A 21121-nucleotide genomic window follows, 5' to 3' on the forward strand; every position below is an offset into this window, starting at 1 on the left:
TCCTCAGGCCCCGCGCGCCTGCCCGACCAGGGCCTCCGTCCGGCCCCGCAGGGCCTGGAGGCTTCGATAGCCCACCGCCTCCGCCACCTCTCTCAGGCTCCGTCCGTCGGCGGCGAGCGCCAAGGCCCGTACGATCCGGGCGCGGGCGCGCCATTGTCCGAAGGTGAGGCCCGTCTCCCGGCGGAACCCGCGCGTCAGGGTCCGGCGGCTCAGGGCCGCCTGCTCGGCCCAGGCGTCGAGGTCGAGGGCCCGGGCGGGATCGTCGATCAGCGCCAGGCAGATCCGGCGCAGGCGCGCATCGCGCGGGAGCGGCAGGGTCAGGCGGGTCTCCGGGGCGCGGCCGATCTCGTCGAGCACGAGGGCCGCGAGGTGCCCGCCGCGCCCGGCCTCGTCATAGAGCACGGGCTCCCCCGTCAGGGCGGCCAGGGCTGCGGCGAGAAGGGGTGAGACCTCGATGACGCGGGCCCGGCCGGGAAAGCCGGGGATCGCCTCCACCGCGAGATAGGCCGAGCACATCGCCACATCCCCGTGCATGACCACCGCGTGCGGCAGGCCGGGCGGGATCCAGAGGGCGTGGCCCTCCGGCACGACCCAGGTGCCGTCCTCGGCGGTCGCCATCATCAGTCCGGCGGTCGCGTAGAGCAGCTGCGCGCGGGGGTGATGGTGCCGGCCCGTGCTGGAACCGGCCGCGAAGGTCTTGGGCATCACCGCGACCGCGCGCGGCAGCGCCTGGTAATCCTCGGCCCGGATCGAACGCATGACGCCTCCCTGGCCCGATTGCGTACACCTTCGGCCCGACGGCGTTCAACGGGTCAGGTAAGACGGGCGACCGCCGGAGATGCCCGCCTCATGGATGCCGAGACCCTTTCCCGTCGCACCCTGCGCTTCGTGAACGTGGCGCATGCCCTCGACCACTTCGTCCTGCTGATCTACCCCACCGCCGTGATCGCGATCGCGGCCCAGACGGGTCTGGGCTACGGTGAGCTCATCACCCTCGCGACCGGTGCCTTCGTGGCCTTCGGCCTCTGCGCGCTTCCGATGGGCTGGCTCGCCGACCGGTTCGGGCGGCGCAACCTGCTGGCGGTCTTCTTCTTCGGCTACGGCCTGTCCTGCCTCGGGGTGGCGAGCGCCCGCACGCCGACCGCCTTCATGCTCTGGCTCTGCGTGCTCGGGCTCGCCTCCGCGATCTACCATCCGGTCGGCTCGACCATGCTGGTCAGCCACGCGCGCCGCCTCGGACGCGATCTCGGCGTGAACGGCGTCTGGGGCAATGCCGGCGCCGCCACAGCCTCCGGCGTCACCGCGCTCCTCGCCACCGGCTTCGGCTGGCAGGCGGCCTTCATCGTGCCGGGCCTGTTCTGCCTCGCCTGCGGGGCGGCGTTCCTGGCCATGGTCCCCGGGGACGGCGCGGGCGCGCAGGGCAAGGCCGGGGGCAAGCCCCTCATCGCGGTCACCCGTCCGGTCGCGCTCCTCGTCGTGTTCGCCTTCGCCATCGTGGCCGGCGGGATGACCTTCAACATCGCCACGATCGCCCTGCCCAAGGTCATCGACGAGCGGGTGGGCGACGGGCTGCCGCTGGCCCTGATCGGCTCGGTGGCGACCCTCGTCTTCGTGTTCGGCGCGCTGACCCAGTTGCTGATGGGCCGCCTGATCGATCGCTACAGCCTGCCGACGCTCTTCCTCGGGCTGTCCGTCCTGCAACCGCTCGGGCTCGGCATCGCCGCGTCGAGCACGGGCCTGCCGATGCTCGTCGGCCTCGTCCTGACCATGGCGGCGCTCTACGGGCAGGTCGTCATCAACGACGCGATGGTGGCCCGCTACGTGCCGCCGTCCTACCGCGCCCGGGCCTACAGCGTGCGCTACTTCCTCGGCTTCACGGTCAGCGGATTCGTCGTGCCGCTGATCGCGTTCCTGCACGAGCGGGGTGGGTTCGGGACGGTGCTGGCGGTCGCGGCGGCGTTCGGAACCGTCATCGTCGCCGCGGCGCTGGGCTTCTTCTGGCTCACGCGGCGGGATGCGCCGCCGGCCCTCGCGGTCGCGGAAGCACCCGCTCCGGTCGCGGCCCCCTGACGGGAGCGCCGGTCATCTGGATCGCGACGGGCCTAGACGTAGCGGACCCAGCGCGCGGTGCTGCGGCGCTTGAACCGGACGGCCCAGCGGCAGGCCGCGTAGAGGGGAAGAGCGAGCGCCCCGGCGATGAGCCAGAGCGTGCCGGGCGACGCGGCCTCGATCCGGCCGCTGGGGCCGGCGAGGCCGAGGGCGAGCAGGCCGTCATGCAGCGCGCGCAGCGCGTAGAGATGGACCACGTAGAAGAACAGCGGCACGCCCCCGAAGGTGCAGAGCCAGCCGATCCCCCGGGCCGGGACGGCCTCCAGCGCCGCGAGCAGGATCAGCCCGAGGCCGAGGGTCGCGAGCAGGAAGTCGGCCGAAGGGGGATACTTCGTCAGGTTGAGGAACGACATCAGCGTGGCGGCCGGCGTGGCGCCGGCCTGCCAGGGCACGGGTTCGCCGTAGCCGTTCAGGCCGCGCAGGACCAGGAACGCGGTCAGGGCGGCGGCGCCAAGTCCGAGGAGCCAGCGACGGCGGGCGGCGGGTGTGGCTGCGACGTGGAGCGGCCCGAGAGCGTAGCCGGCCGCGATGACGCCGATCCAGGGCAGGACGGGGTACGAGGTCCGCGCCACGCCCCAGGGCAGGTCGATGAAGCCGCGCTGGTGGAGGATCGCCCAGGCGGTGTAGCCCGTCTGGCCGGGCGCGAGGACGAGGGGCGAGAGCAGGTTGTGCCCGAGCATGATCGCCAGGGCGACCCCGACGAGCGCCGGGCGCGGCAACCACAGGAGCGCCGCCAGGGCGATCATGCTGAGGCCGATCGCCCAGATCACCTGCAGGTAGAGGATCGGCGGCAGCGGGCTCGCGGTCCAGGCGAGGTTCACCAGGGTCAGTTCGAGCAGCACCAGGACGAGGCCGCGCTGGAACAGGAAGGCGGCGGTGGCGCGGTCCCCGTGCCGGGCCCGGTAGAGGGCGGCCGAGAGACCGGTGAGCAGGACGAAGACGGGCGCGCAGAGATGCGAGGCCGTCCGGCTCCAGAACAATCCGGGCGCGGTGGTCGCAAGGTCCATCGGGTCCCGGACCTGGGCGTGCAGGAAGAAGAACTCTCGCACGTGGTCGACCAGCATGAGCAGCATCACGAGGCCGCGCAGGGCATCGATGGACAGGATACGCCCGGCCGCGCGTCCGGTCTGGGCTGCGTCCGGCATCACGGCTCCATCGACTCGTTGCGGGTGGGTTGCGAAGCCCGAGCGCGTCACGCCGGCCAGGCCTTCAGGCGGGCGCGGGCGCACAGGGCCAGGACGAGGCCGAGGGCGAGAAGCACGGCCAGCGCGCCGAGGGTGTATTCCTGTCCGGACCTCGCCGCCGGCGCGGCCTCGAAGCGGGGCACGGCGTCGTAGGCGTCGAAGTCGAGCCGTGCCCGGCAGCCGTCGCAGACCGGCACAGGGTTCAGCGCCTGGGCCACGATGCGCGGTTCGAAGAACCGGCGCAGGCTGTGCCGGTACTCGGCGGCCGAAGCCAGGAAGGCGGCGTGGCGGCCCGCGTCTGTGCCGGCCGCGCCCTGGAGGGCGAGGTCGAGGGCGGTGGCCGGCGAGAGCAGCGCGAGCCACCGGCTCGTCGCGGCGACGGCCGCCTCATAGCTCCGGAAGGCCGCCCGGTGGGGGGCGAGTTCCGCGTCGTAATAGGCGTCGCGGGCCAGGCGCTTGATCTCGGGTGCGTCGCGCAGGTCGGGGCGCGCCGCTCCGCCGGGGATCCGGGCCAGCCATTCGGCCGTCAGGCGCGGGCCCGTGCCGCCGTTGTAGAAGGCGTCCTGGGCCTGTCGGCTCGCATCGATGGCCGCGATGCGCGAGGGCTGCGCCACGAGGCGGTCGGTCGCGATCGAGGCAGCCCCGGGCACCGCCACGGTGAGCAGGGTCCAAGCCAGCACGAGGATGGAGAGCGAGGCGACCGCCCCGCGCCACAGGGTCGCCACGAGCGCGCAGGCCGCGACCCAGAGCAGGATGCTGGCGGCGAGCAGCGCCGCGAGCCAGGCGAGCATCGCGGCGACGCCCGGACCGTCCGTGACCGCACCGGTCGCCAGGAGGGCGAGCCCGGTCTCGGCGAGGATGACCGGAACCGCGATCCCCGCGACGGCGCCAAACTTCGCCCCCGCGACCGCGCGCGGTCCGATCGGCTGTGCGGCGATCAGCCGGAGCGTGCCGGAATCGTGTTCGCTCGAGAGCCGGCCTCCCGCCAGGGCGATGACGCAGAGCGGCACCAGGGCGACGAGGACGAAGGCGAGGTCGAAGGCGCCGAGCTTCAGCTTGGCCGCCGCGCCGAGCTCGTACTCGACGTCGTCGAAGACCGTTCCGAAGCCGAAGTTCATCCGCAGCAGCATCGGCTGCACATCGGATTGCCCGGTGGCGAGGGCGGCGAGCGGGGTCGGCGGCTTGACCGCGTGGACGGTCAGGAACTGCGTCATGTAGCCGAAGGCGTGGGTCGGGTCCTGCCAGTAGTTCACCGTCACCGGCGTCGGCCTGGCGTAGCGGGCATGGGCCTCCCGCGCGGCCGTCACCGCCGCCGCTTCCGCCGCGGCGGCACGGGCGAGGGTCGCGCGTTCCAACGCGACCCGGGACGCGCCCGTCTGCGCCCCGATGATCAGGGCCACGAACAGCGCCGCGAAGATCGCCCAGGTCAGGCGCTCGCGCAGGAGGAGACCGGTTTCGAGGGCGAGGAGGCGAAGCGCCCGTCTCATGGGGTCAGCCTGCGCACGGCCAGCGTCGCGGCCCCGCCGAGGGCAGCCAGCCAGAGCGCCAGCATGGTGGCCGGCAGCGCTGCCTCGCGGGCCGAGTCCGCGAGGGGAACCGGCCGGTGCCGGAACGGCGGCACCGTCTCCCAGAGTTCGTGGTCCGCCATGTAGAGCCGTCCCTGGCCCTGCGGGTTGTCGATCAGCGCCCGGTTCATCCGCTCCGAGATCGCGCGCCGGTAATGCTCGGCCGCCCAGACGAAGTGGACGTGCTGCGCGAAATCCGTCCCCGCCAGCGGGGCCGAGAGGGCCTGGAGGGCGATGCGCGGGGAGAAGAGCCCGGCCCAGCCATAGGCGCGCTCCTGATGCAGCAGGCTGTCGAAGAAGGCACCGAACGCGGCGTCGAACACCGCGAAGTTGTGCTGCTCGTTCTCGCTCATCATCAGGCCGCGAAGGTCCACCGGCAGGGCGTCGGGCTCGGTCACGCCGTAGCGGGCGAGCACGGCCTGCGCCCGGGCGTCGTTCGCCTCCGCCGTGCGGTGGGCCCGGAACGCGCCGTCGATACGGGCGCGCGTCTCCCGGTAGGACAGGGCCGGCGCGCCGGCCTCCACCGCGATCGTCGCGAGCCGGGGCGCGGCGACGCAGATCAGGACCCAGGCCAGCAGCGCGGCGGCGAGCGCCGCGCGGGCGGTGCGCGCGGCGAGCGAGAGCGTCATGGCCAGCACCAGGAAGACGGACGCGTAGGCGAGTTGCGCCGCGATCCAGAGGCTGAGGCGGGCCCAGAGATCCCAGTCCGGCGCCTCCAGGCTCGCCGCCGCCAGACCGCCCAGGATTCCGAGGGGCAGCCCGACGACGAGGATCGTCGCGGCGAGGAGGGCCGCGAGCCGCCCCGCGAACAGCCGGCCCGGCGCGGCACCGTTGCCCAGCGCCAAGCGCAGGGTGCCGCGTTCGCGATCGGCGGCGAAGGCGGAGAAGCCGAGCAGGATCGCGGCCAGCGGCACGATCAGCTGCACGATGTCGGCCACGCTGCCGAGGCCGGCCCGCGCCAGCGGATTGGCGTCCTGCACCGCCCGGAACACCGCATCGTTGAACAGGTGGGCCTCGATGCGCACCATGCGCCCGGTATAGGGCTCGACGCCGGGGTCGAGGATGGCGAGCGGCGAGGACGGCTTGAAAACCCACAGACCGTAATGGTCGGCCGAATGGGGGTTCTTCGCGTCCTGCCCGAGCCAGCGCCCGCGCTCGGCCTGCGTGATCGCCCCGACATCGGCGGCCTCGCGGCGCGCCTGCTGCCAGGCGCCAGCCAGAGCGATGCCGAGGAGCGCGACGAGGACGCCGCCGATCCAGCGGAGCCGGGCCTCGCGCAGCACCTGGCGCAGTTCGGCGAGGATCAGCCTCATGAGGCGAGCCGCTCGATGTAGAGCCGTTCCAGGCCGACATGGTCGAGCTGCCCGGGGTCGATCTCCTCGATGATGCGGCCGGCCCGCAGCACCCCGACCCGGTCCGCCACCTCCTTGACCCGGTAGAGGTCGTGGGTCGCCATCAGGATCGCGGTCCCACGCCGGGCGGCCGCGCGCACCAGGGTCGAGAAGTCGGCCGCGGCCGTCGGATCGAGGCCCGAGGTGGGCTCGTCGAGGAGGAGGAGCCGGGCGCGGCGCGCCAGCGCGATGGCGATGCCGACCTTCTGGCGCATGCCCTTCGAATAGGTCGCGGCCCGGCGCCCCCGCGCCTCGGGCGCGAGCCCCGCTTCGGCCAGGAGGTCGTCGGCCTGCGCCGCGGACAGGGCGAGCCCGGCCAGCGTCGTGAAGTAGCGCAGGTTCTCCCGTCCCGAGAGCGCGGGGTAGAGCGCCACCTGCTCGGGAATGTAGGCGATGGCGGCCCGCGCCGCGATCGGGTCCAGGCCGGCATCGACTCCGCAGACCCGGACCGTGCCCGCATCCGCGCTGAGGAAGCCGAGGATGAGGTTGATCGTCGTGGTCTTGCCCGCTCCGTTCGGCCCGAGGAGGGCGAAGACCTCGCCGGCCCGCAGCGTCAGGTTGAGGCCGTCGAGGGCGTCGCGGCCGCCGAACCGTTTGACCACATCCCGGATGGCCAGCACGGCCTCGTCGGACCCCGCCATCAGAACCGCACCGAGACGGTGCCGGTGAAGCGGCGCGGCGCGCCGGGATAGACCCGGAACACGTTGAGCGAACTCTCGTAGATCACGCTGTCGAAGATGTTCTCGACGTTGAGGCCGAAGCGGATGTTCTCGTAGCGGTAATAGGCGAGCGCGTCGGCCACCACGTAGGCCGGCAGGACGAAGCCGGTGCCGCCGGCATCCCCCGCGCGCTCGCCCACGCCCCGAACGCCGCCGCCGAGGCCGAGGCCGGACCAGGGCCCGGACTGGACCTCGTAGACCGCGAGCAGGCTGCCGCTGTGCTTCGGAATGTTGATGAGGGCGGCCCCCACCGGCAGGACATTGTCCTTCGTCACCACCGCGTCGGCGTAGACGTAGCCGCCGATCAGGCGCAGTTCGGGCGAGATCTGGCCGGTGGCCGTGAGTTCGAAGCCCTGGCTGCGCACCGCGCCCGCCGCCAGGGAGAAGCCGCTGTTGCTCGGGTCGGGCGTGAGCACGTTCTCGCGCTCGATATGGAAGGCCGCTCCCGTCAGGCTCAGCGCCCCGCCGTAAAGGTCGAGCTTGGCGCCGACCTCGTAGCCGATGCCGGTTTCGGGCGCGAACGGCACCCCGCGCGAGGCCGCCGCAGCATCGGGGCCGATGTTCGGCCGGAAGCTCGTGCCGACATTGGTGTAGAGGGCGAGTTCGGGCAGCGGCTGGTACACGAGGCCGGCGCGCGGGGTTGCCGCCACCCGCGTCTGCTCGACGTCGCTGCGCGTGACGCGCTCGCGGAAGGACTGCTCGAAGGCGTCGAACCGGACGCCCAGCAGCGCCTTCCATTCGGGGCTGAGGGCGATCTGGTCCTGCGCGTAGAACGCCGTGTTGGTGACGCGCTCCAGGTTGGCCCGCCGAATGGTGAGCGGCGGGAGAGCCTGCCCGTAGCGCGGCTCGTAGATGTCGATGGAGAACGGATTCTGTCGAAAGTTCGAGCGGTCGTAGATCGTGCGGCTGTCGGTGCTCTCGCGCTCGAAGCCGAGGAGCAGGGTGTGGCCGAGATCCCCGGTCGCGAACCGACCGACCACCTCCGCCTGGCCGATCGCCGTATCCCAACTGTAATCGCGATAATTCCGGTCACGGGACACCGTCCGGTTGTCGGCCGCGATCGCGCGGATCTCGGCGGATTCCCCCTCCAGGGTACCCGTGTTGAAATGCGCTCCGAGGCGCATCTGCCAGTCGGCGTCGAAGCGGTGCTCCAGGCGGACCTGCAGGGTGTTGGAGGTCTGCTCGGTGCTCTGGCCCGGCTCGCCGAGGAAGCGCGAGATCGGCAGGAACCCGAGCTGCCGGTTGATGGCGATCACGCCCCGGTCGAAGACGATGCGGTTGCGCACGAACTCGGTCTCGACGGTGAGCTTGGTGTCGGGTGTGATCTGCCAGCTGAGGGCGGGGGCCACGAACAGCCGGTCGCCGTCCACGAAATCCCGGAAGCTGTACTGGTGCCCCCCGGCGAAGTTGAAGCGGTACTGAAGCGTCTTGTCCTCGTTGAGGGCGCCGCCGGCATCCACCGTGCCGCGAAACTGCTCGAACGAGCCCCAGAGCCCACCCATCTCCACGAAGCGTTCGGCGGTGGGCTGCTTGGTGATGATGTTGACCACGCCGCCGGGATCGCTGCGCCCGAACAGGGCCCCGCCCGCGCCCTTGAGCACCTCGATGCGCTCGACGTTCTGGGTGTCCGGCGGCGGCGGCGAGCCGCGATTGATCGCGAAGCCGTTCTTGAAGATCTCCGAGGTGGTCACGCCGCGCACGGCGTAGCTGAACACCGTCAGGCCCCCGAAATTGTTCTGCTGGGAGACGCCGGGCGTATAGTTGAACACCCGGTCGACCCGCGTGGCGGCAAGGTCGGTGATGACCTCGCGCGACGCCACCGTAACGACCTGGGGGACGTCGCGCTGGGGTGTGTCGGTCTTCGTACTGCTCACGGCGCGGGCCGCACTGAATCCGGGCGTCGGGCCGATCAGACCGATCGCCCCCTCCGGGACGTTCAGGCCGATGCCGGTTCCCTCCACGGTGAGGGTCTCCAGGGTCACGGCCGCGTCCTCCGCGAGCGCCGCCCCGGGCAGGGCCAGGGCGGCCAGGGCGACGCTTAGGCGCAAGCCGTTTTGGAAGGACATCGACAGGCTCGGATGCGACGGCGGTGAGCCGGCCTCCCGCCCCGCGCGGAGCGCGCATGACGGCGAGACGGCCCCGGACCAGGGAGGGGATGAAACGTTATTACGTTTCCAAGCCTTGCCGTGCAACCAGAACGTGGTCCGACCGGACTCCTCCGGAGCCGGATCGGATCCGGGCGTCCCGCTGGTATCGAGGTTTTCGCGCAGGCGCATCGACACGATCCAAGAGCTTTGGCTGGTGTCAGGCCGAGCGGCACGCGCCGTACCGCCCCGACGCATCGGGCGGCACCGATCATGCGACCCACCGGAGCACCCCGCCCGAGAGACGTTCTAGGCCAAGGCAGGTCTCCTGGCTCGCGGATCGACGCCCCTGCCCGGCCTTCCCGGTGACGAGCACCAGTGACCCTGTTCGGCAGCGGCTCACCGCTCACAGTTGCGGGGGCAGCTTCGGCATCGCCCGCACGGGCTCGACCGAATTCCCTCTTAGCTCGCGGTACCGGACCGCAAGAACCTTGACGGTTCGACGTTTCCATGTGCCGCCGGTGGAGTCAATCCGCTGCCGGAAGCGTCGATACCCCGGTCGGGCGCCCTCCCCCGCAGGACCACAGGCGGCGCCCGCTCGTCGTCAACTCCCGGAGGCCGCTCGTCCTTCTTCCGCGTCGTCCCGACCGGCCCTACGGCTTCCATCGCGACGGCGCACAGGCGGTGCCCGGCGTGATCCAGACCTGGTGGCGACGGGGCATGACCGGCAGCGTCAACGCCCATGACGCGGGCATCGAGGCGTTTTCCGGGACCGATCAGACCGAGGATGTCCGGGTCATCACCGTCCCGACGCGGGTGCTGCACGGCGAAGACGACAATGTCGTTCCCACCGCGTCTTCGGCGCTGAGCTCGATCGCGTTGCGTCAGAACGGCAGCTACCAGTGCAGCCGGCGCGGCCTGAGAACGGATCCGTGAGAGAGGAGTGGAGCGGGTACCGGGAATCGAACCCGGGTATTCAGCTTGGAAGGCTGCTGCTCTACCATTGAGCTACACCCGCATCGATGACCTTACGCGATGGTCGTCGACAGTGAGACGCGAAGGAGGTGCTCGCCATCTCGAAACGTTTGGTGGGGGAAGTAGGACTCGAACCTACGAAGCTTACGCAGCGGATTTACAGTCCGCCCCCTTTGCCGCTCGGGACATTCCCCCAAACCGGCCGCTTCTCAGCGGCGCGCCGTCCTTATGATGACGGCTCGGGCACGAGTCAACCGCGTCCCTCAGTCGAAATGCGCGAGATCGCAGATCCGCACCTGCGCCCGCTCGGCGCCTCGCCAGCTGTCCACGGACAGGGTTCCGGCGACGTGGAGTTCGCGCCCGATCCCCGAGAGGATCGCCTGGCCGAGCGGGCCCTGCGCCGCCCGGAAGGCGATGGCGCCGATGGCCTGACCGTCGCGGCTGCGCAGCCGCGCCCGCACGTGTCCATTGCCGACGATGCCCGCATCCACGATGCGGTGGCGGGGCAGCACGAAGGTCGGCTCCGGGGCGGCGGCACCGTAGGGCCCTGCGCGCTGGATCATCCGGACGCGCTCGGCGGTGACGCCGCCGGCATTCACGGTGCCGTCCACCAGCAGGGCCTCGACGGCGCGCGCCTGCGCCACCGTCGAGGCCAGGGCTTCGCGCAGGTGATCGCGAAAGCGCGCCACGTCGGGTCCCGGCAGGGTCACGCCCGCCGCCATGGCGTGCCCGCCCCCCTTCAGGGCCAAGCCGGCCTCCACCGCGCCGCGCACGGCATGGCCGAGATCGGCTCCGGAGATCGAGCGGCCGGAACCCGTGGCGGTGCCGTCGGGCCGGATGGCGAAGGCGAAGGCCGGGCGGCCGAAGCGCTCCTTCAGGCGGGCTGCGATCAGGCCGACGACGCCGGGGTGCCAGTCGGCCGAGGCCGTGACCAGGACGGGGCAATCCGGGTCGAGGCCGAGCGCGTGGTCCATCTCCGCTTCGGCCGCGGCGACCGCCAGGGCCTCGATCGCCTGACGCTCCCGGTTCAGCCGGTCCAGCTCGGCGGCGATGCGCGCAGCCTCCGCCGCGTCCCCGGTGGTGAGCAGCCGGGCGCCCAGGCCCGCATCGCCGATGCGCCCGCCGGCGTTGATGCGGGGGCCGAGGAGATATCCGAGGTGCCAGGCTTCCGGCGGCTCGGCCAGGGAGGCGGCGTCGAGGAGTGCGGCCAGCCCCAGGCGCCCCCGTCCCCGCATCACCTTGAGACCCTGCACCACGAAGGCGCGGTTCAGCCCCGTCAGCGGGACCACGTCGGCGACGGTGGCGAGCGCCACGAGGTCGAGGGATTGCGTCAGGTCGGGAAGCCGGTCCGGCGGGAGGCCGTCCCCGCGCAGGCGCCGGTTGAGGGCGACCAGGGTCAGGAAGACGACGCCCGCCGCGCAGAGATGGCCGAGGCCGGAGAGGTCGTCGAGGCGGTTCGGGTTCACCAGCGCGCGGGCGGAGGGCAGGTGCTCCGGCGCGCCGTGATGATCGAGGACGATGACGTCGAGGCCGAGCGCCGCCGCCGCTTCCAGGGGCGCGTGGCCGCTGGTGCCGCAATCCACCGTGACGAGGAGCGTCGCCCCCGCCTCATGCAGCGCCGTGACGGCCGCGACGTTGGGGCCGTATCCCTCCGTGATGCGGTCGGGGATGTGGATCTGGACCTCGAGGCCCAGGCCGCGCAGGTAGGCGGCGAGCAGGGCCGCGCTCGCCGCTCCGTCCACGTCGTAATCGCCGAAGATCGCGACCCGCTCGCGATCCGTCACCGCGCGGGCGAGACGCTCGGTCGCCGCCCCCATGTCCACGAGGCAGTCGGGATCCGGCATCAGGTCGCGCAGGCGCGGGTTCAGGTGCGCCTCGGCCCCGGCCGGGCGGACCCCGCGTCCGGCGAGGACGCGGGCGAGAAGATCGGGCAGGGCATGGGCCTGCACCATCGTCACCGCATCGGCCTGGAGGGCGGGGTCGGCGCAGCGGTCGCGCCAGGGGCGTCCGAGGACCGAACAGGAAACGTCGAGGAACGCGCGGGGCGCGTCGAGGGGCTGGGCGGCTGACACGGGCGGGACCATAGCCGCATGCGGCGCCGAGCGCTGTAGCCGAAACGACGAAGGGGCCGGCGCTCGCGCGCCGGCCCCTCCCCCGCGGGGTCTGAACCGCTCTGGCTCAGAGGTTCTTGACGATGCTGTCGACGACCTTCTTGGCGTCGCCGAACAGCATCATGGTATTGTCGCGGAAGAAGACCTCGTTCTCGACGCCGGCATAGCCGGAGCCCATGCCGCGCTTGATGAACAGCACGGTCTTGGCCTTCTCCACGTCCAGGATCGGCATGCCATAGATCGGCGATGCCTTGTCGGTCTTGGCGGCCGGGTTGGTGACGTCGTTGGCGCCGATCACGAAGGCGACATCCGCCTGCGGGAAGTCGCCGTTGATGTCCTCCAGTTCGTGGACCTCGTCGTAGGGCACGTTGGCTTCGGCCAGCAGCACGTTCATGTGGCCGGGCATGCGGCCGGCGACGGGGTGGATGGCGTACTTCACGTCCACGCCCTCCTTCTTGAGCAGGTCGACCATCTCGCGAAGGCTGTGCTGGGCCTGGGCCACCGCCATGCCGTAGCCCGGCACGATGATGACGCGCTCGGCGTTCTTCATGATGTAGGCCGCGTCGTCCGCCGAGCCCTGCTTGACCGGACGGGTCTCGACGGCGCCACCCGGGCCGGCCGCGGCGGCATCACCGCCGAAGCCGCCGAGGATGACGGAGATGAACGACCGGTTCATCGCCTTGCACATGATGTAGGACAGGATCGCGCCCGAGGAGCCGACCAGCGCACCCGTGATGATGAGCGCGAGGTTGCCCAGGGTGAAGCCGATGCCGGCCGCCGCCCAGCCCGAGTAGGAGTTCAGCATCGAGACGACGACGGGCATGTCGGCGCCGCCGATCGGGATGATGAGCAGGCCGCCCAGGAGGAAGGACAGCAGGACGATCAGCCAGAAGACGAGCTTGCTCTCGTTGCCGATGAAGACCGCGATCAGCACCACCAGCAGGACGCCGAGGCCGATGTTGATGAGGTGGCGCTGCGGCAGCATGATCGGCTTGCCGGACATGCGCCCGTCGAGCTTCAGGAAGGCGATGACCGAGCCCGTGAAGGTGACGGCGCCGATGGCGACGCCCAGCGCCATCTCGAACAGCGACTCCTTGTGGATGTGGCCGTTCTCGAGGATGCCCACCGCCTGCGGGGCGTAGAGAGTGGCGGCCGCGCCCATCACGGCCGCGAGGCCGACGAGGGAGTGGAAGGCCGCGACCAGCTGCGGCATCGCCGTCATCGGCACGCGCTTGGCGATGACGGCGCCGGCCCCGCCGCCGATGGCGAGCCCGAGGATCACGATGACCCAGGCGCCGAGCCCGGCCGGGGGATGCCCGACCAGGGTGGTGAGCATGGCGAGTCCCATGCCGATCATGCCGTACAGGTTGCCCTGCCGGGACGTGGTCGGGTGCGAGAGCCCCCGCAGCGCCATGATGAACAGGACGCCGGAGACGATGTAGAGAAGGGATGAGACGTTCTGGGACATGTCTCAGGCCTTCTTCTTGTACATGCTGAGCATGCGCTGGGTGACGAGGAACCCGCCGAAGATGTTCACGCTGGCGAGAATGATGCCGACGAAGCCGAAGAAGCGGGCCCAGCCGGTGCCGTGCTCGATGTAGGGAACGCCGGCGGCGAGCAGCGCGCCGACGATGATCACCGACGAGATCGCGTTGGTGACGGACATCAGCGGCGTGTGGAGCGCCGGGGTCACCGACCAGACCACGTAGTAGCCGACGAAGATCGCCAGCACGAAGATCGCGAGCTGGAAGACCGTGGGGTCGACGGCGCCGTGGGTCACGGCGCTGAGGCCGTGGCCGAGGCCGTCGGCGTATTTCTGCGCCTGGGCGGCGTGCTGCTGAGCGATCTCCGCAGCGGTTCGGGCCGCAGCGGCGGCAGCGCGCGCCTGCTCGGCGGCCTGATCGGGGGGAAGCGTGGCCATCGTATCCTCCGGCGGGATCAGGATTTGGGCTGGAACGAGGGGTGCGAAACCTGGCCGTCGCGGGTCAGGTTGGTCGCCTTGACGAGCTCATCGTCCCACTTGACCGCCAGGGTCTTGGCCTCCTTGTCGATCAGGGTCTCGACGAAGGCATAGAGGTTGCGGGCGTAGAGGCTGGAGGCGGTGGCGGCGAGGCGGCCGGGCACGTTGAGGTGGCCGACGATCTTCACGCCCTTCTCGGTTGTGACGATCTCGCCGGCCTTGGCGCCCTCGACGTTGCCGCCGCGCTCCACCGCGAGATCGATCAGGACCGAGCCCGGCTTCATCGAGGCGACCATCGCCTCGGAGACGAGCTGCGGGGCCGGCCGGCCCGGGATCAGCGCCGTGGTGATGACGATGTCCTGCTTGGCGATGTGGGTCGTGACGAGGTCGGCCTGCTTCTTCTTGTACTCGGCCGACATCTCCTTGGCGTAGCCGCCGGAGGTCTCGGCCTGCTTGAACTCCTCGTCCTCGACCGCCACGAACTTGGCGCCGAGGGATTCCACCTGCTCCTTGGTGGCGGGGCGCACGTCGGTGGCGGTCACCACCGCGCCCATGCGGCGGGCCGTGGCGATGGCCTGGAGGCCGGCGACGCCGACGCCCATGACGAAGACGCGGGCGGCCGGGACGGTGCCGGCGGCGGTCATCATCATCGGCATGGCGCGGCCATACTCGGCGGCGCCGTCGACCACGGCGCGGTAGCCGGCGAGGTTCGCCTGGGAGGAGAGCACGTCCATCACCTGCGCGCGGGTGATGCGGGGCATCAGCTCCATGGCGAAGGCATCGAGGCCGGCCTCAGCCATGGCGCCGAGTTCGGCCTCATGGCCGTAGGGGTCCATGATCGCGATGACGGTCGCGCCACGCTTGAGAAGGCCGACCTCGTCCGCGTTCGGACGGCGCACCTTCAGCACGAGATCGGCGGATCCGGCGGCGTCCGCCGCGGACCCGGCGATGGAGGCGCCGGCCGCCTCGTACTCGGAATCCGGCACGCCGGCCTTCACGCCGGCACCCGCCTGCACGGTGACGTCAGCCCCGAGCCCGATGAATTTCTTGACCGTTTCTGGCACCGCCGCCACCCGCGGCTCCGCGGGATCGGTTTCCGATAAGACAGCGATGCGCATGCAGGAGTGCTCCTTAAAGGACGGCCCGAAGGCGACCCGCAAAATCAATCAAGAGGTGAAATTCGACGTCTGCGCCTTCAGGCGAAGGCCAGGTACAGGGCAAGGAGGATGCCGACCGCCAGGGGAGCCTTCCAGCCGATCGCGGGCGCCAGGGCGCCGACCGCGCCGGCCGCACCGGAGAGGAGCACACCGAAGATTGCCGTCAGCCAAGCTTCGCGGATGCCGCCGACGGCGAGCGCCAGAACCCAGCAGAGCACCACGCCGGTGCCGATTTCGACGAACCGAACGAAGCCGCGATAAGTCTGTTCGTGAGTCTTCTCGTCCATTGCCGGGCTGTAATGCCCGCCGGACACGGTCTTGGTATCGGCCATATGATGGGCGTCCCCTTGGGTATCATCTTGATTTGTTCCAAGGGGATTTAGCGCAAGCCAAGGTCGCTCGCAATCGACATGCGCGCCTCGCATTCGCCACGAACCGGATTTTCTGGCCGGTTCTCAGACCGGGAGCGGAAGACCCGCGCCGGTCAGGGCTTCACCTTGGCGCGCCTCGAGTTCGGCCAGCGAGAACCGGTCGATCTCCGCCTCGAACAACCGGTGATAGTTCAGCTCCGAGCGCAGATGGAGGAACACCGCGCCGAGGCCCACCGCCGCGCGATCCATGAACACGAATTCCTGCGGGATCGTCACGGGCCCGCGTGCCTTCAGGGCCTGGTGCACCTCGAAGGCCTGGCGCCGGCCGTATTCGCCGGGCTTCACGCCGTCCGCCACGGTCCGGGTCCGGTCCTCCAGGATCGGCCCGTAGATGAAACGCGCCCAGATGTTGAGGATCTCCACGAGTTCCTTGTTCAGGTTCTTGAAGCCCCAGGTCTCGTAGGCATGGACGATCCGGGCGTTGTCGTTGGTGAGGAGCCCCCGGTAGAGGTCCACCACGCCGCCGACGAAGCGCGGGTGGAAGATCCGCACGCAGCCGTAATCGAGCAGGTTGATGCCCTGCGCCTCGCCGCCCTCGGAGAACACGGTGTAGTTGCCGAGATGCGGGTCGCCGTGGATGACTGCGGCGCGGTTGAACGGATGCCACCAGGCCTTGAACATGGATTGCGCCAGCCGGTTGCGGATCTCGATCGGCGCCTCTGCGAAGTCGAGGATGCGCTGCCCGTCGAGCCAGCCCAGCGTCAGCAGGCGCTTGGTCGAGAGATCCTTGTGGATGGCGGGCACCCGCACCGCATCGATGTCCCGCAGCACGTTGCCGTAGAGCACCGCGTGCTTGGCTTCGCGCTCGTAATCGAGTTCCTCGCGGACCCGCGCGCCGATCTCCTTGGCGATCTCGCGGGTGTCGAGCCAGGACGACATCCGCCGGTGCAGGGCGAAGGCGACCTCCAGCTGCTTGAGGTCGGCCTCCACGGCCGATTGCATATCCGGATACTGGAGCTTGCAGGCGAGTTTGGTGCCGTCGAGGGCGGTGGCGCGATGGACCTGACCAAGGGACGCGGCGGCGGCCGGCTTCAGGTCGAAATCCGAGAAGCGCGTCTGCCAGTTCGCGCCGAGTTCGGCCATCATCCGGCGCTTGACGAAGGCGGCGCCCATGGGCGGGGCGTCCGCCTGGAGCTTCTGCAACTCGGTGGCGTATTCGGGCGGCAGCAGGTCCGGCACCGTTGCCAGCAACTGCGCCACCTTCATGATCGGGCCCTTGAGCCCGCCCAGTGCCTGCGCCAGGGCAGCGGCGTTGCTCGGCGCTTCCTTGCCGCCGAAGAGCTTGGCCCCGGCCATGCGGGCCGCGACCCCACCGACATTGGCGCCGACCCGCGCGTAGCGGCTGGCGCGGGCGGAGAAGCGGTTGGCTTCGCGATCGGTGTCGGCCATCGGGTGCATCACCTCGGCAGGAAGGACTGCCCCCGAGATATGCGTCGCGCCCGTGCTTGCCAGGGCGGCGGGCTCATGGGTCGCGGATCGGAAGCGACGGCTGGCCCTGACCGAGCGCGTTGCCCACGAAGTCAGGAATTGGGCGCGGGACGTCCGCCTGCGGCTTCGGCGGCGGGCTCGCAAGGCCAAATCCGGATCGAACCGTCCGGCTGGGCCGCGACGGTCAGGCGCTCCCCGACCCGCGCGCCGCGTTTATCCCGCAGTTCCCCGGGAAGGTCGATCCAGACAGCATCGCCGGTGGTTTCGACGTCACGCTTCATGGCCGCCTCCTGCTACCCGGAACGATCCGCAGAAGGCGGCCTCACCGACCCGCGTTACGCCTCCATGGCTTCCAGCTCGACGATCATGCCCTCGATCATCGACAGCCCGATCTGCCAGAAGCCGGGATCGCGGGCGTCGAGCCCGAACGGGGCCAGCAACTCGCCGTAGGGCTTGGCGCCGCCGGCCGAGAGCAGCGCGAAGTAGCGATCCACGAAGCCATCCTCGGCCTTCGAGTAGACCCCGTAGAGCGAGTTCACGAGGCAATCGCCGAAGGCGTAGGCGTAGACGTAGAACGGCGAGTGGATGAAGTGCGGGATGTAGGCCCAGAACGGCTCGTAGCCCGCATCGAGGCGGATCGCGGGGCCGAGGCTCTCGGCCTGCACCGACATCCAGAGCCCGTTGATCTGCTCGGCGGTCAGTTCGCCCTGCGCGCGGGCGAGGTGGACCTTGCGCTCGAAGGCGTAGAACGCGATCTGGCGCACCACCGTGTTGATCATGTCCTCGACCTTAGCGGCCAGCATGGCGCGGCGCTGCGCCGGGCTCGCCGTCGCCGCGAGCAGGCGCCGGAAGGTCAGCATCTCGCCGAACACGCTGGCGGTCTCGGCGAGCGTCAGGGGCGTCGGTGCCATCAGGGCGCCGTTCGGGCCCGCGAGCACCTGGTGCACGCCGTGGCCGAGCTCGTGCGCGAGGGTCATCACGTCGCGCGGCTTGCCCTGGTAGTTCACCAGCACGTAGGGGTGCGCCGAGGGCACGGTCGGGTGCGCGAAGGCGCCGGGCGCCTTGCCGGGGCGGGTCGGCGCGTCGATCCAGTTGCGGTCGAAGAAGGTGCGGGCGATGTCGGCCATGCGCGGCGAGAAGGCGCCGTAGGCGTCGAGCACGGTGTCGCGCGCCTCCGCCCAGGGGATCGTGCGCTGATCGACCTTCGGCAGCGGCGCGTTGCGGTCCCAGTAGGGCAGCGTCTCGACGCCGAACCACTTCGCCTTCAGGCGGTAGTAGCGGTGCGACAGGCGCGGATAGGCCGCCTGCACGGCCTCCACCAGGGCCGCGACGACCTCCGGCTCGACGCGGTTCGAGAGGTGGCGGGCATCCGCCACGTCGCTGAAGCCGCGCCAGCGGTCGGAGATCTCCTTGTCCTTGGCCAGCGTGTTGGTGATCAGCGTGAAGGTGCGCAGGTTCGCCCGGAACACCTCGCTCAGCGCCCCGGCCGCCTCCTTGCGGACGGCGCCGTCAGGGTCCTGGAGCTTGTTGAGGGTGGGCTCCAGGGTCAGCGCCTCGCCCTGGACAGGGAAGCGCAGGGCCGCGATCGTGCCGTCGAAGAGGCGGTTCCAGGCGGAGCGCCCCGTCACCGACTTCTCGAGGAACAGCTTCTCGGTGCGGTCGTCGAGCTGGAAGGGCTTCTCCCGGCGCAGGTCCGCGATCCACGGGGCGTAATGCGCCAGGGGACCGTCGGCCATCGCCCGGTCCAGGGTCTCGTCCGGGATGCGGTTGAGCTCGAGGGCGAAGAAGAGCAGGTGGCTCGAGGCCGTGGTCAGGCGCTCCTGGGTGTCCCCGTAGAACTTTTCGCGCAGCTCGTCGGTGGTGTCGCCGGAATAGACGAGACCGGCGAACGACATCAGCCGGCCGAGCAGATCCTCGATGCCCTCGTAGGCCGCCACCGCCTCGGCGAGCTGGGACGAGGCCTCGGGACCGCCCGCGAGGTCGGCGAGGCGGCCGGCATAGCGCTCCGAGAACCGGGCGCAGTCCGCCTCAGCGCGGGCGAGGTCGGCGGTGAAGTCGGGGGAATCGATACCGGCATAGAGGTCCGTCAGATCCCATTCCGGCAGGGCGCCGAGACCCGCCGCGTGCGCGGCCGCCCTGGCCGCGCTGGTCCCTTCCGCATTCGCGACGATGCCCGAGAGGGTGGCATGGGCGACGGCTCGGCTCGGCATGATGGTTCGCTTCCCTGGTGGCACGACGGGTGCCCTGGCCGCTGATATCGAGCGCCGGCCCGGTGCGATCAATCCGCGTCGGGCAGAATCGTCCGTCGCACCCGCGTTTGCACAGGCGCGTTCCGGCCGCGACGCGGCGCCGGCGGCCGTCCCCGATGAAAAGTCCGATCGTCGTTAAGCGCGGCTTTACGCATCTGGCCCACCCTACGGTTCGAAACGAAACAAGCGGGCGTGGCGGCCTCCGGTCCGTCCCGCCCGCGAACCTCGAGGCTGCCCCATGTCGACAACGGTCCTCATCGTCGACGATGATCCCGTGCAGCGCCGCCTCGCCGAGGCGATGGTGCGGCGGCTCGGGTTCGAGGCGCGGGTGGCCGAGAACGGCGAGCAGGGCCTGGCGCTCCTGCGCGCCGGCGAGGCGGTGGACGTCGTGCTCCTCGACCTCGTGATGCCGGGGGGCCTCGACGGCCTCGGCGTCCTGGCGGAGATGCGCCGGGCCGGCATCGACGTGCCCGTGATCGTGCAGACCTCGAACGGCTCCATCGATGCGGTCGTCACCGCGATGCGGGCCGGCGCCGTGGATTTCGTGGTCAAGCCGGCCGGCGCCGAGCGGCTCCAGGTCTCGATCAAGAACGCGCTCAAGGTCGACCAGCTCGAGGAGGAGGTGCGCCGCATGCGACGCCGGGCCTCGGGCGCCCTGAGCTTCAAGGACCTGACCTCCCGCAGCCCCGACATGGACCGCGTCATCCGCCTCGCGGAGCGGTCGGCGCGTTCGAACATCCCCGTGCTGATCGAGGGCGAGTCCGGCGTCGGCAAGGAGGTGCTGGCACGGGCGATCCAGGGCTCGGGCGACCGACGCGGCAAGCCCTTCGTCACCGTGAATTGCGGGGCGATCCCCGAGAACCTCGTGGAATCCACCCTGTTCGGCCACGAGAAGGGCGCCTTCACGGGCGCCACCGAGCGCCATGCGGGCAAGTTCGTGGAGGCCTCGGGCGGCACGCTGTTCCTCGACGAGATCGGCGAACTGCCCCTCGACGCGCAGGTCAAGCTCCTGCGCGCCTTGCAGGAGGGCGAGGTCGACCCGGTCGGCGCCAAGCGCAGCGTGCGCGTGGACATCCGCCTGATCTCGGCGACGAACCGCTCGCTCCTCGACCTCGTGAAGCAGGGCCGCTTCCGCGAGGACCTGTATTACCGCCTCAACGTGTTCCCCATGACGCTGCCCCCCCTGAGGGCCCGCCGGGAGGACATCCCGGACCTCGTACGCTCGTTCTGCGCGCGCTTCTCCGCCGAGGAGGGCAAGCGGGTCCGCGCCATTACCCCGGAGGCGATGTCGCTGCTCACGCGCTACGGCTGGCCCGGCAACGTGCGTCAGCTGGAGAACGCCCTGTTCCGCGCTGTGGTCCTCGCCGACGGGGACGAACTCACGGTCTCGGAGTTTCCCCAGATCGCCGCGCAGGTCGAGGGGTTCGAGGTCCGCATCCCGGCCGCTCCCGTGCAGCCGCTGGTGCAGTCCGGCGCGCCGGAGCCCGTGCGGGAGATCGTCCGGGTGGAGGTGCGCGACCCCCACGCCATGAGCCTCGTCGCGGAGGCCACCGGCGAGATGAAGACCATGGAGGGCCTCGAGACCGAGATCATCCGCTTCGCGCTGCAATACTATCGCGGCCGCATGTCCGAGGTGTCCCGCCGCCTCGGAATCGGCCGATCCACCCTCTACCGCAAGCTCAGGGATCTCGGCCTCGACGGGGACGGCAAGGCCGAGGAGGCCGCCTGACGGCTTCCGTCGGGCGTCCTTTGCCGGAG

At 70.8% G+C, this 21121-nt stretch carries 17 protein-coding genes, 2 tRNA genes and 1 riboswitch; of the genes, 3 read left to right on the plus strand and 16 right to left on the minus strand.

The window, feature by feature from the left end:
• Nucleotides 1-3 precede the first annotated feature (3 nt).
• Nucleotides 4-759, minus strand: a complete 756-nt coding sequence (locus tag OF380_RS01260) for an AraC family transcriptional regulator (RefSeq protein ID WP_264048982.1) — start codon at nt 757-759, stop codon at nt 4-6.
• A gap of 90 nt (nt 760-849) precedes the next feature.
• Between OF380_RS01260 and OF380_RS01265 the strand changes: the two genes are divergently transcribed.
• Complete coding sequence (locus OF380_RS01265; protein ID WP_264048983.1) at nt 850-2070, plus strand: MFS transporter; 1221 nt, start codon at nt 850-852, stop codon at nt 2068-2070.
• Between the two features lie 32 nt (nt 2071-2102).
• Here the strand turns inward: OF380_RS01265 and OF380_RS01270 are convergent, their stop codons facing one another.
• From OF380_RS01270 to OF380_RS01290, 5 genes are read right to left on the minus strand one after another with little or no spacing between them, the layout of a single operon-like run.
• A complete protein-coding gene (locus OF380_RS01270; RefSeq protein ID WP_264048984.1) occupies nt 2103-3254 on the minus strand; it encodes a DUF1624 domain-containing protein in 1152 nt (383 codons plus the stop codon).
• A gap of 47 nt (nt 3255-3301) precedes the next feature.
• Nucleotides 3302-4780 carry a DUF3526 domain-containing protein gene (locus OF380_RS01275; RefSeq protein ID WP_264048986.1) on the minus strand — a complete coding sequence of 493 codons (1479 nt, stop codon included), beginning with the start codon at nt 4778-4780 and terminating at the stop codon, nt 3302-3304.
• Complete coding sequence (locus OF380_RS01280) at nt 4777-6171, minus strand: DUF3526 domain-containing protein (protein WP_264048987.1); 1395 nt, start codon at nt 6169-6171, stop codon at nt 4777-4779. Before OF380_RS01280 ends, OF380_RS01275 begins: the two co-directional genes overlap by 4 nt.
• On the minus strand, nt 6168-6890 hold the full coding sequence (locus OF380_RS01285; protein ID WP_264048988.1) for an ABC transporter ATP-binding protein: 723 nt from the start codon (nt 6888-6890) through the stop codon (nt 6168-6170). The genes OF380_RS01280 and OF380_RS01285 overlap by 4 nt, the downstream gene beginning before the upstream one ends.
• On the minus strand, nt 6890-9034 hold the full coding sequence (locus tag OF380_RS01290; protein ID WP_264048989.1) for a TonB-dependent siderophore receptor: 2145 nt from the start codon (nt 9032-9034) through the stop codon (nt 6890-6892). Before OF380_RS01290 ends, OF380_RS01285 begins: the two co-directional genes overlap by 1 nt.
• A gap of 319 nt (nt 9035-9353) precedes the next feature.
• Nucleotides 9354-9561: riboswitch (cobalamin riboswitch) on the minus strand.
• Nucleotides 9562-9745: 184 nt separating this feature from the next.
• Between OF380_RS01290 and OF380_RS01295 the strand changes: the two genes are divergently transcribed.
• Nucleotides 9746-9988 carry an alpha/beta fold hydrolase gene (locus tag OF380_RS01295; RefSeq protein ID WP_404810522.1) on the plus strand — a complete coding sequence of 81 codons (243 nt, stop codon included), beginning with the start codon at nt 9746-9748 and terminating at the stop codon, nt 9986-9988.
• A gap of 8 nt (nt 9989-9996) precedes the next feature.
• Here OF380_RS01295 and OF380_RS01300 read toward each other — a convergent pair.
• The 10 genes from OF380_RS01300 to OF380_RS01345 form a co-directional block, all read right to left on the minus strand.
• Nucleotides 9997-10070, minus strand: a tRNA-Gly gene (locus tag OF380_RS01300).
• 68 nt (nt 10071-10138) lie between these two features.
• Nucleotides 10139-10222, minus strand: a tRNA-Tyr gene (locus OF380_RS01305).
• 68 nt (nt 10223-10290) lie between these two features.
• A complete protein-coding gene (gene recJ / locus OF380_RS01310) occupies nt 10291-12111 on the minus strand; it encodes a single-stranded-DNA-specific exonuclease RecJ (RefSeq protein ID WP_264048990.1) in 1821 nt (606 codons plus the stop codon).
• Between the two features lie 94 nt (nt 12112-12205).
• The gene (locus tag OF380_RS01315) at nt 12206-13606 is read right to left on the minus strand and encodes an NAD(P)(+) transhydrogenase (Re/Si-specific) subunit beta (RefSeq protein ID WP_264048991.1); all 1401 of its coding nucleotides are present in this window, start codon (nt 13604-13606) and stop codon (nt 12206-12208) included.
• A 3-nt stretch (nt 13607-13609) separates the two neighbouring features.
• Complete coding sequence (locus tag OF380_RS01320) at nt 13610-14059, minus strand: proton-translocating transhydrogenase family protein (protein WP_264048992.1); 450 nt, start codon at nt 14057-14059, stop codon at nt 13610-13612.
• A gap of 17 nt (nt 14060-14076) precedes the next feature.
• The gene (locus OF380_RS01325) at nt 14077-15216 is read right to left on the minus strand and encodes a Re/Si-specific NAD(P)(+) transhydrogenase subunit alpha (RefSeq protein WP_264048993.1); all 1140 of its coding nucleotides are present in this window, start codon (nt 15214-15216) and stop codon (nt 14077-14079) included.
• A 77-nt stretch (nt 15217-15293) separates the two neighbouring features.
• Nucleotides 15294-15587 carry an aa3-type cytochrome c oxidase subunit IV gene (locus OF380_RS01330; protein WP_264048994.1) on the minus strand — a complete coding sequence of 98 codons (294 nt, stop codon included), beginning with the start codon at nt 15585-15587 and terminating at the stop codon, nt 15294-15296.
• 123 nt (nt 15588-15710) lie between these two features.
• Nucleotides 15711-17075, minus strand: coding sequence for an ABC1 kinase family protein (locus OF380_RS01335; protein ID WP_264048995.1), 1365 nt, complete (start codon nt 17073-17075; stop codon nt 15711-15713).
• Nucleotides 17076-17206: 131 nt separating this feature from the next.
• Nucleotides 17207-17395: a hypothetical protein gene (locus OF380_RS01340; RefSeq protein ID WP_264048996.1), complete on the minus strand. Its 189-nt coding sequence runs from the start codon at nt 17393-17395 to the stop codon at nt 17207-17209.
• Between the two features lie 54 nt (nt 17396-17449).
• Nucleotides 17450-19324: a M3 family oligoendopeptidase gene (locus tag OF380_RS01345; RefSeq protein WP_264048997.1), complete on the minus strand. Its 1875-nt coding sequence runs from the start codon at nt 19322-19324 to the stop codon at nt 17450-17452.
• 277 nt (nt 19325-19601) lie between these two features.
• Between OF380_RS01345 and OF380_RS01350 the strand changes: the two genes are divergently transcribed.
• On the plus strand, nt 19602-21092 hold the full coding sequence (locus tag OF380_RS01350) for a sigma-54-dependent transcriptional regulator (protein ID WP_264048998.1): 1491 nt from the start codon (nt 19602-19604) through the stop codon (nt 21090-21092).
• Nucleotides 21093-21121 lie beyond the last annotated feature (29 nt).

This window comes from Methylobacterium sp. FF17, from assembly GCF_025813715.1.
Lineage (GTDB): Bacteria > Pseudomonadota > Alphaproteobacteria > Rhizobiales > Beijerinckiaceae > Methylobacterium > Methylobacterium flocculans.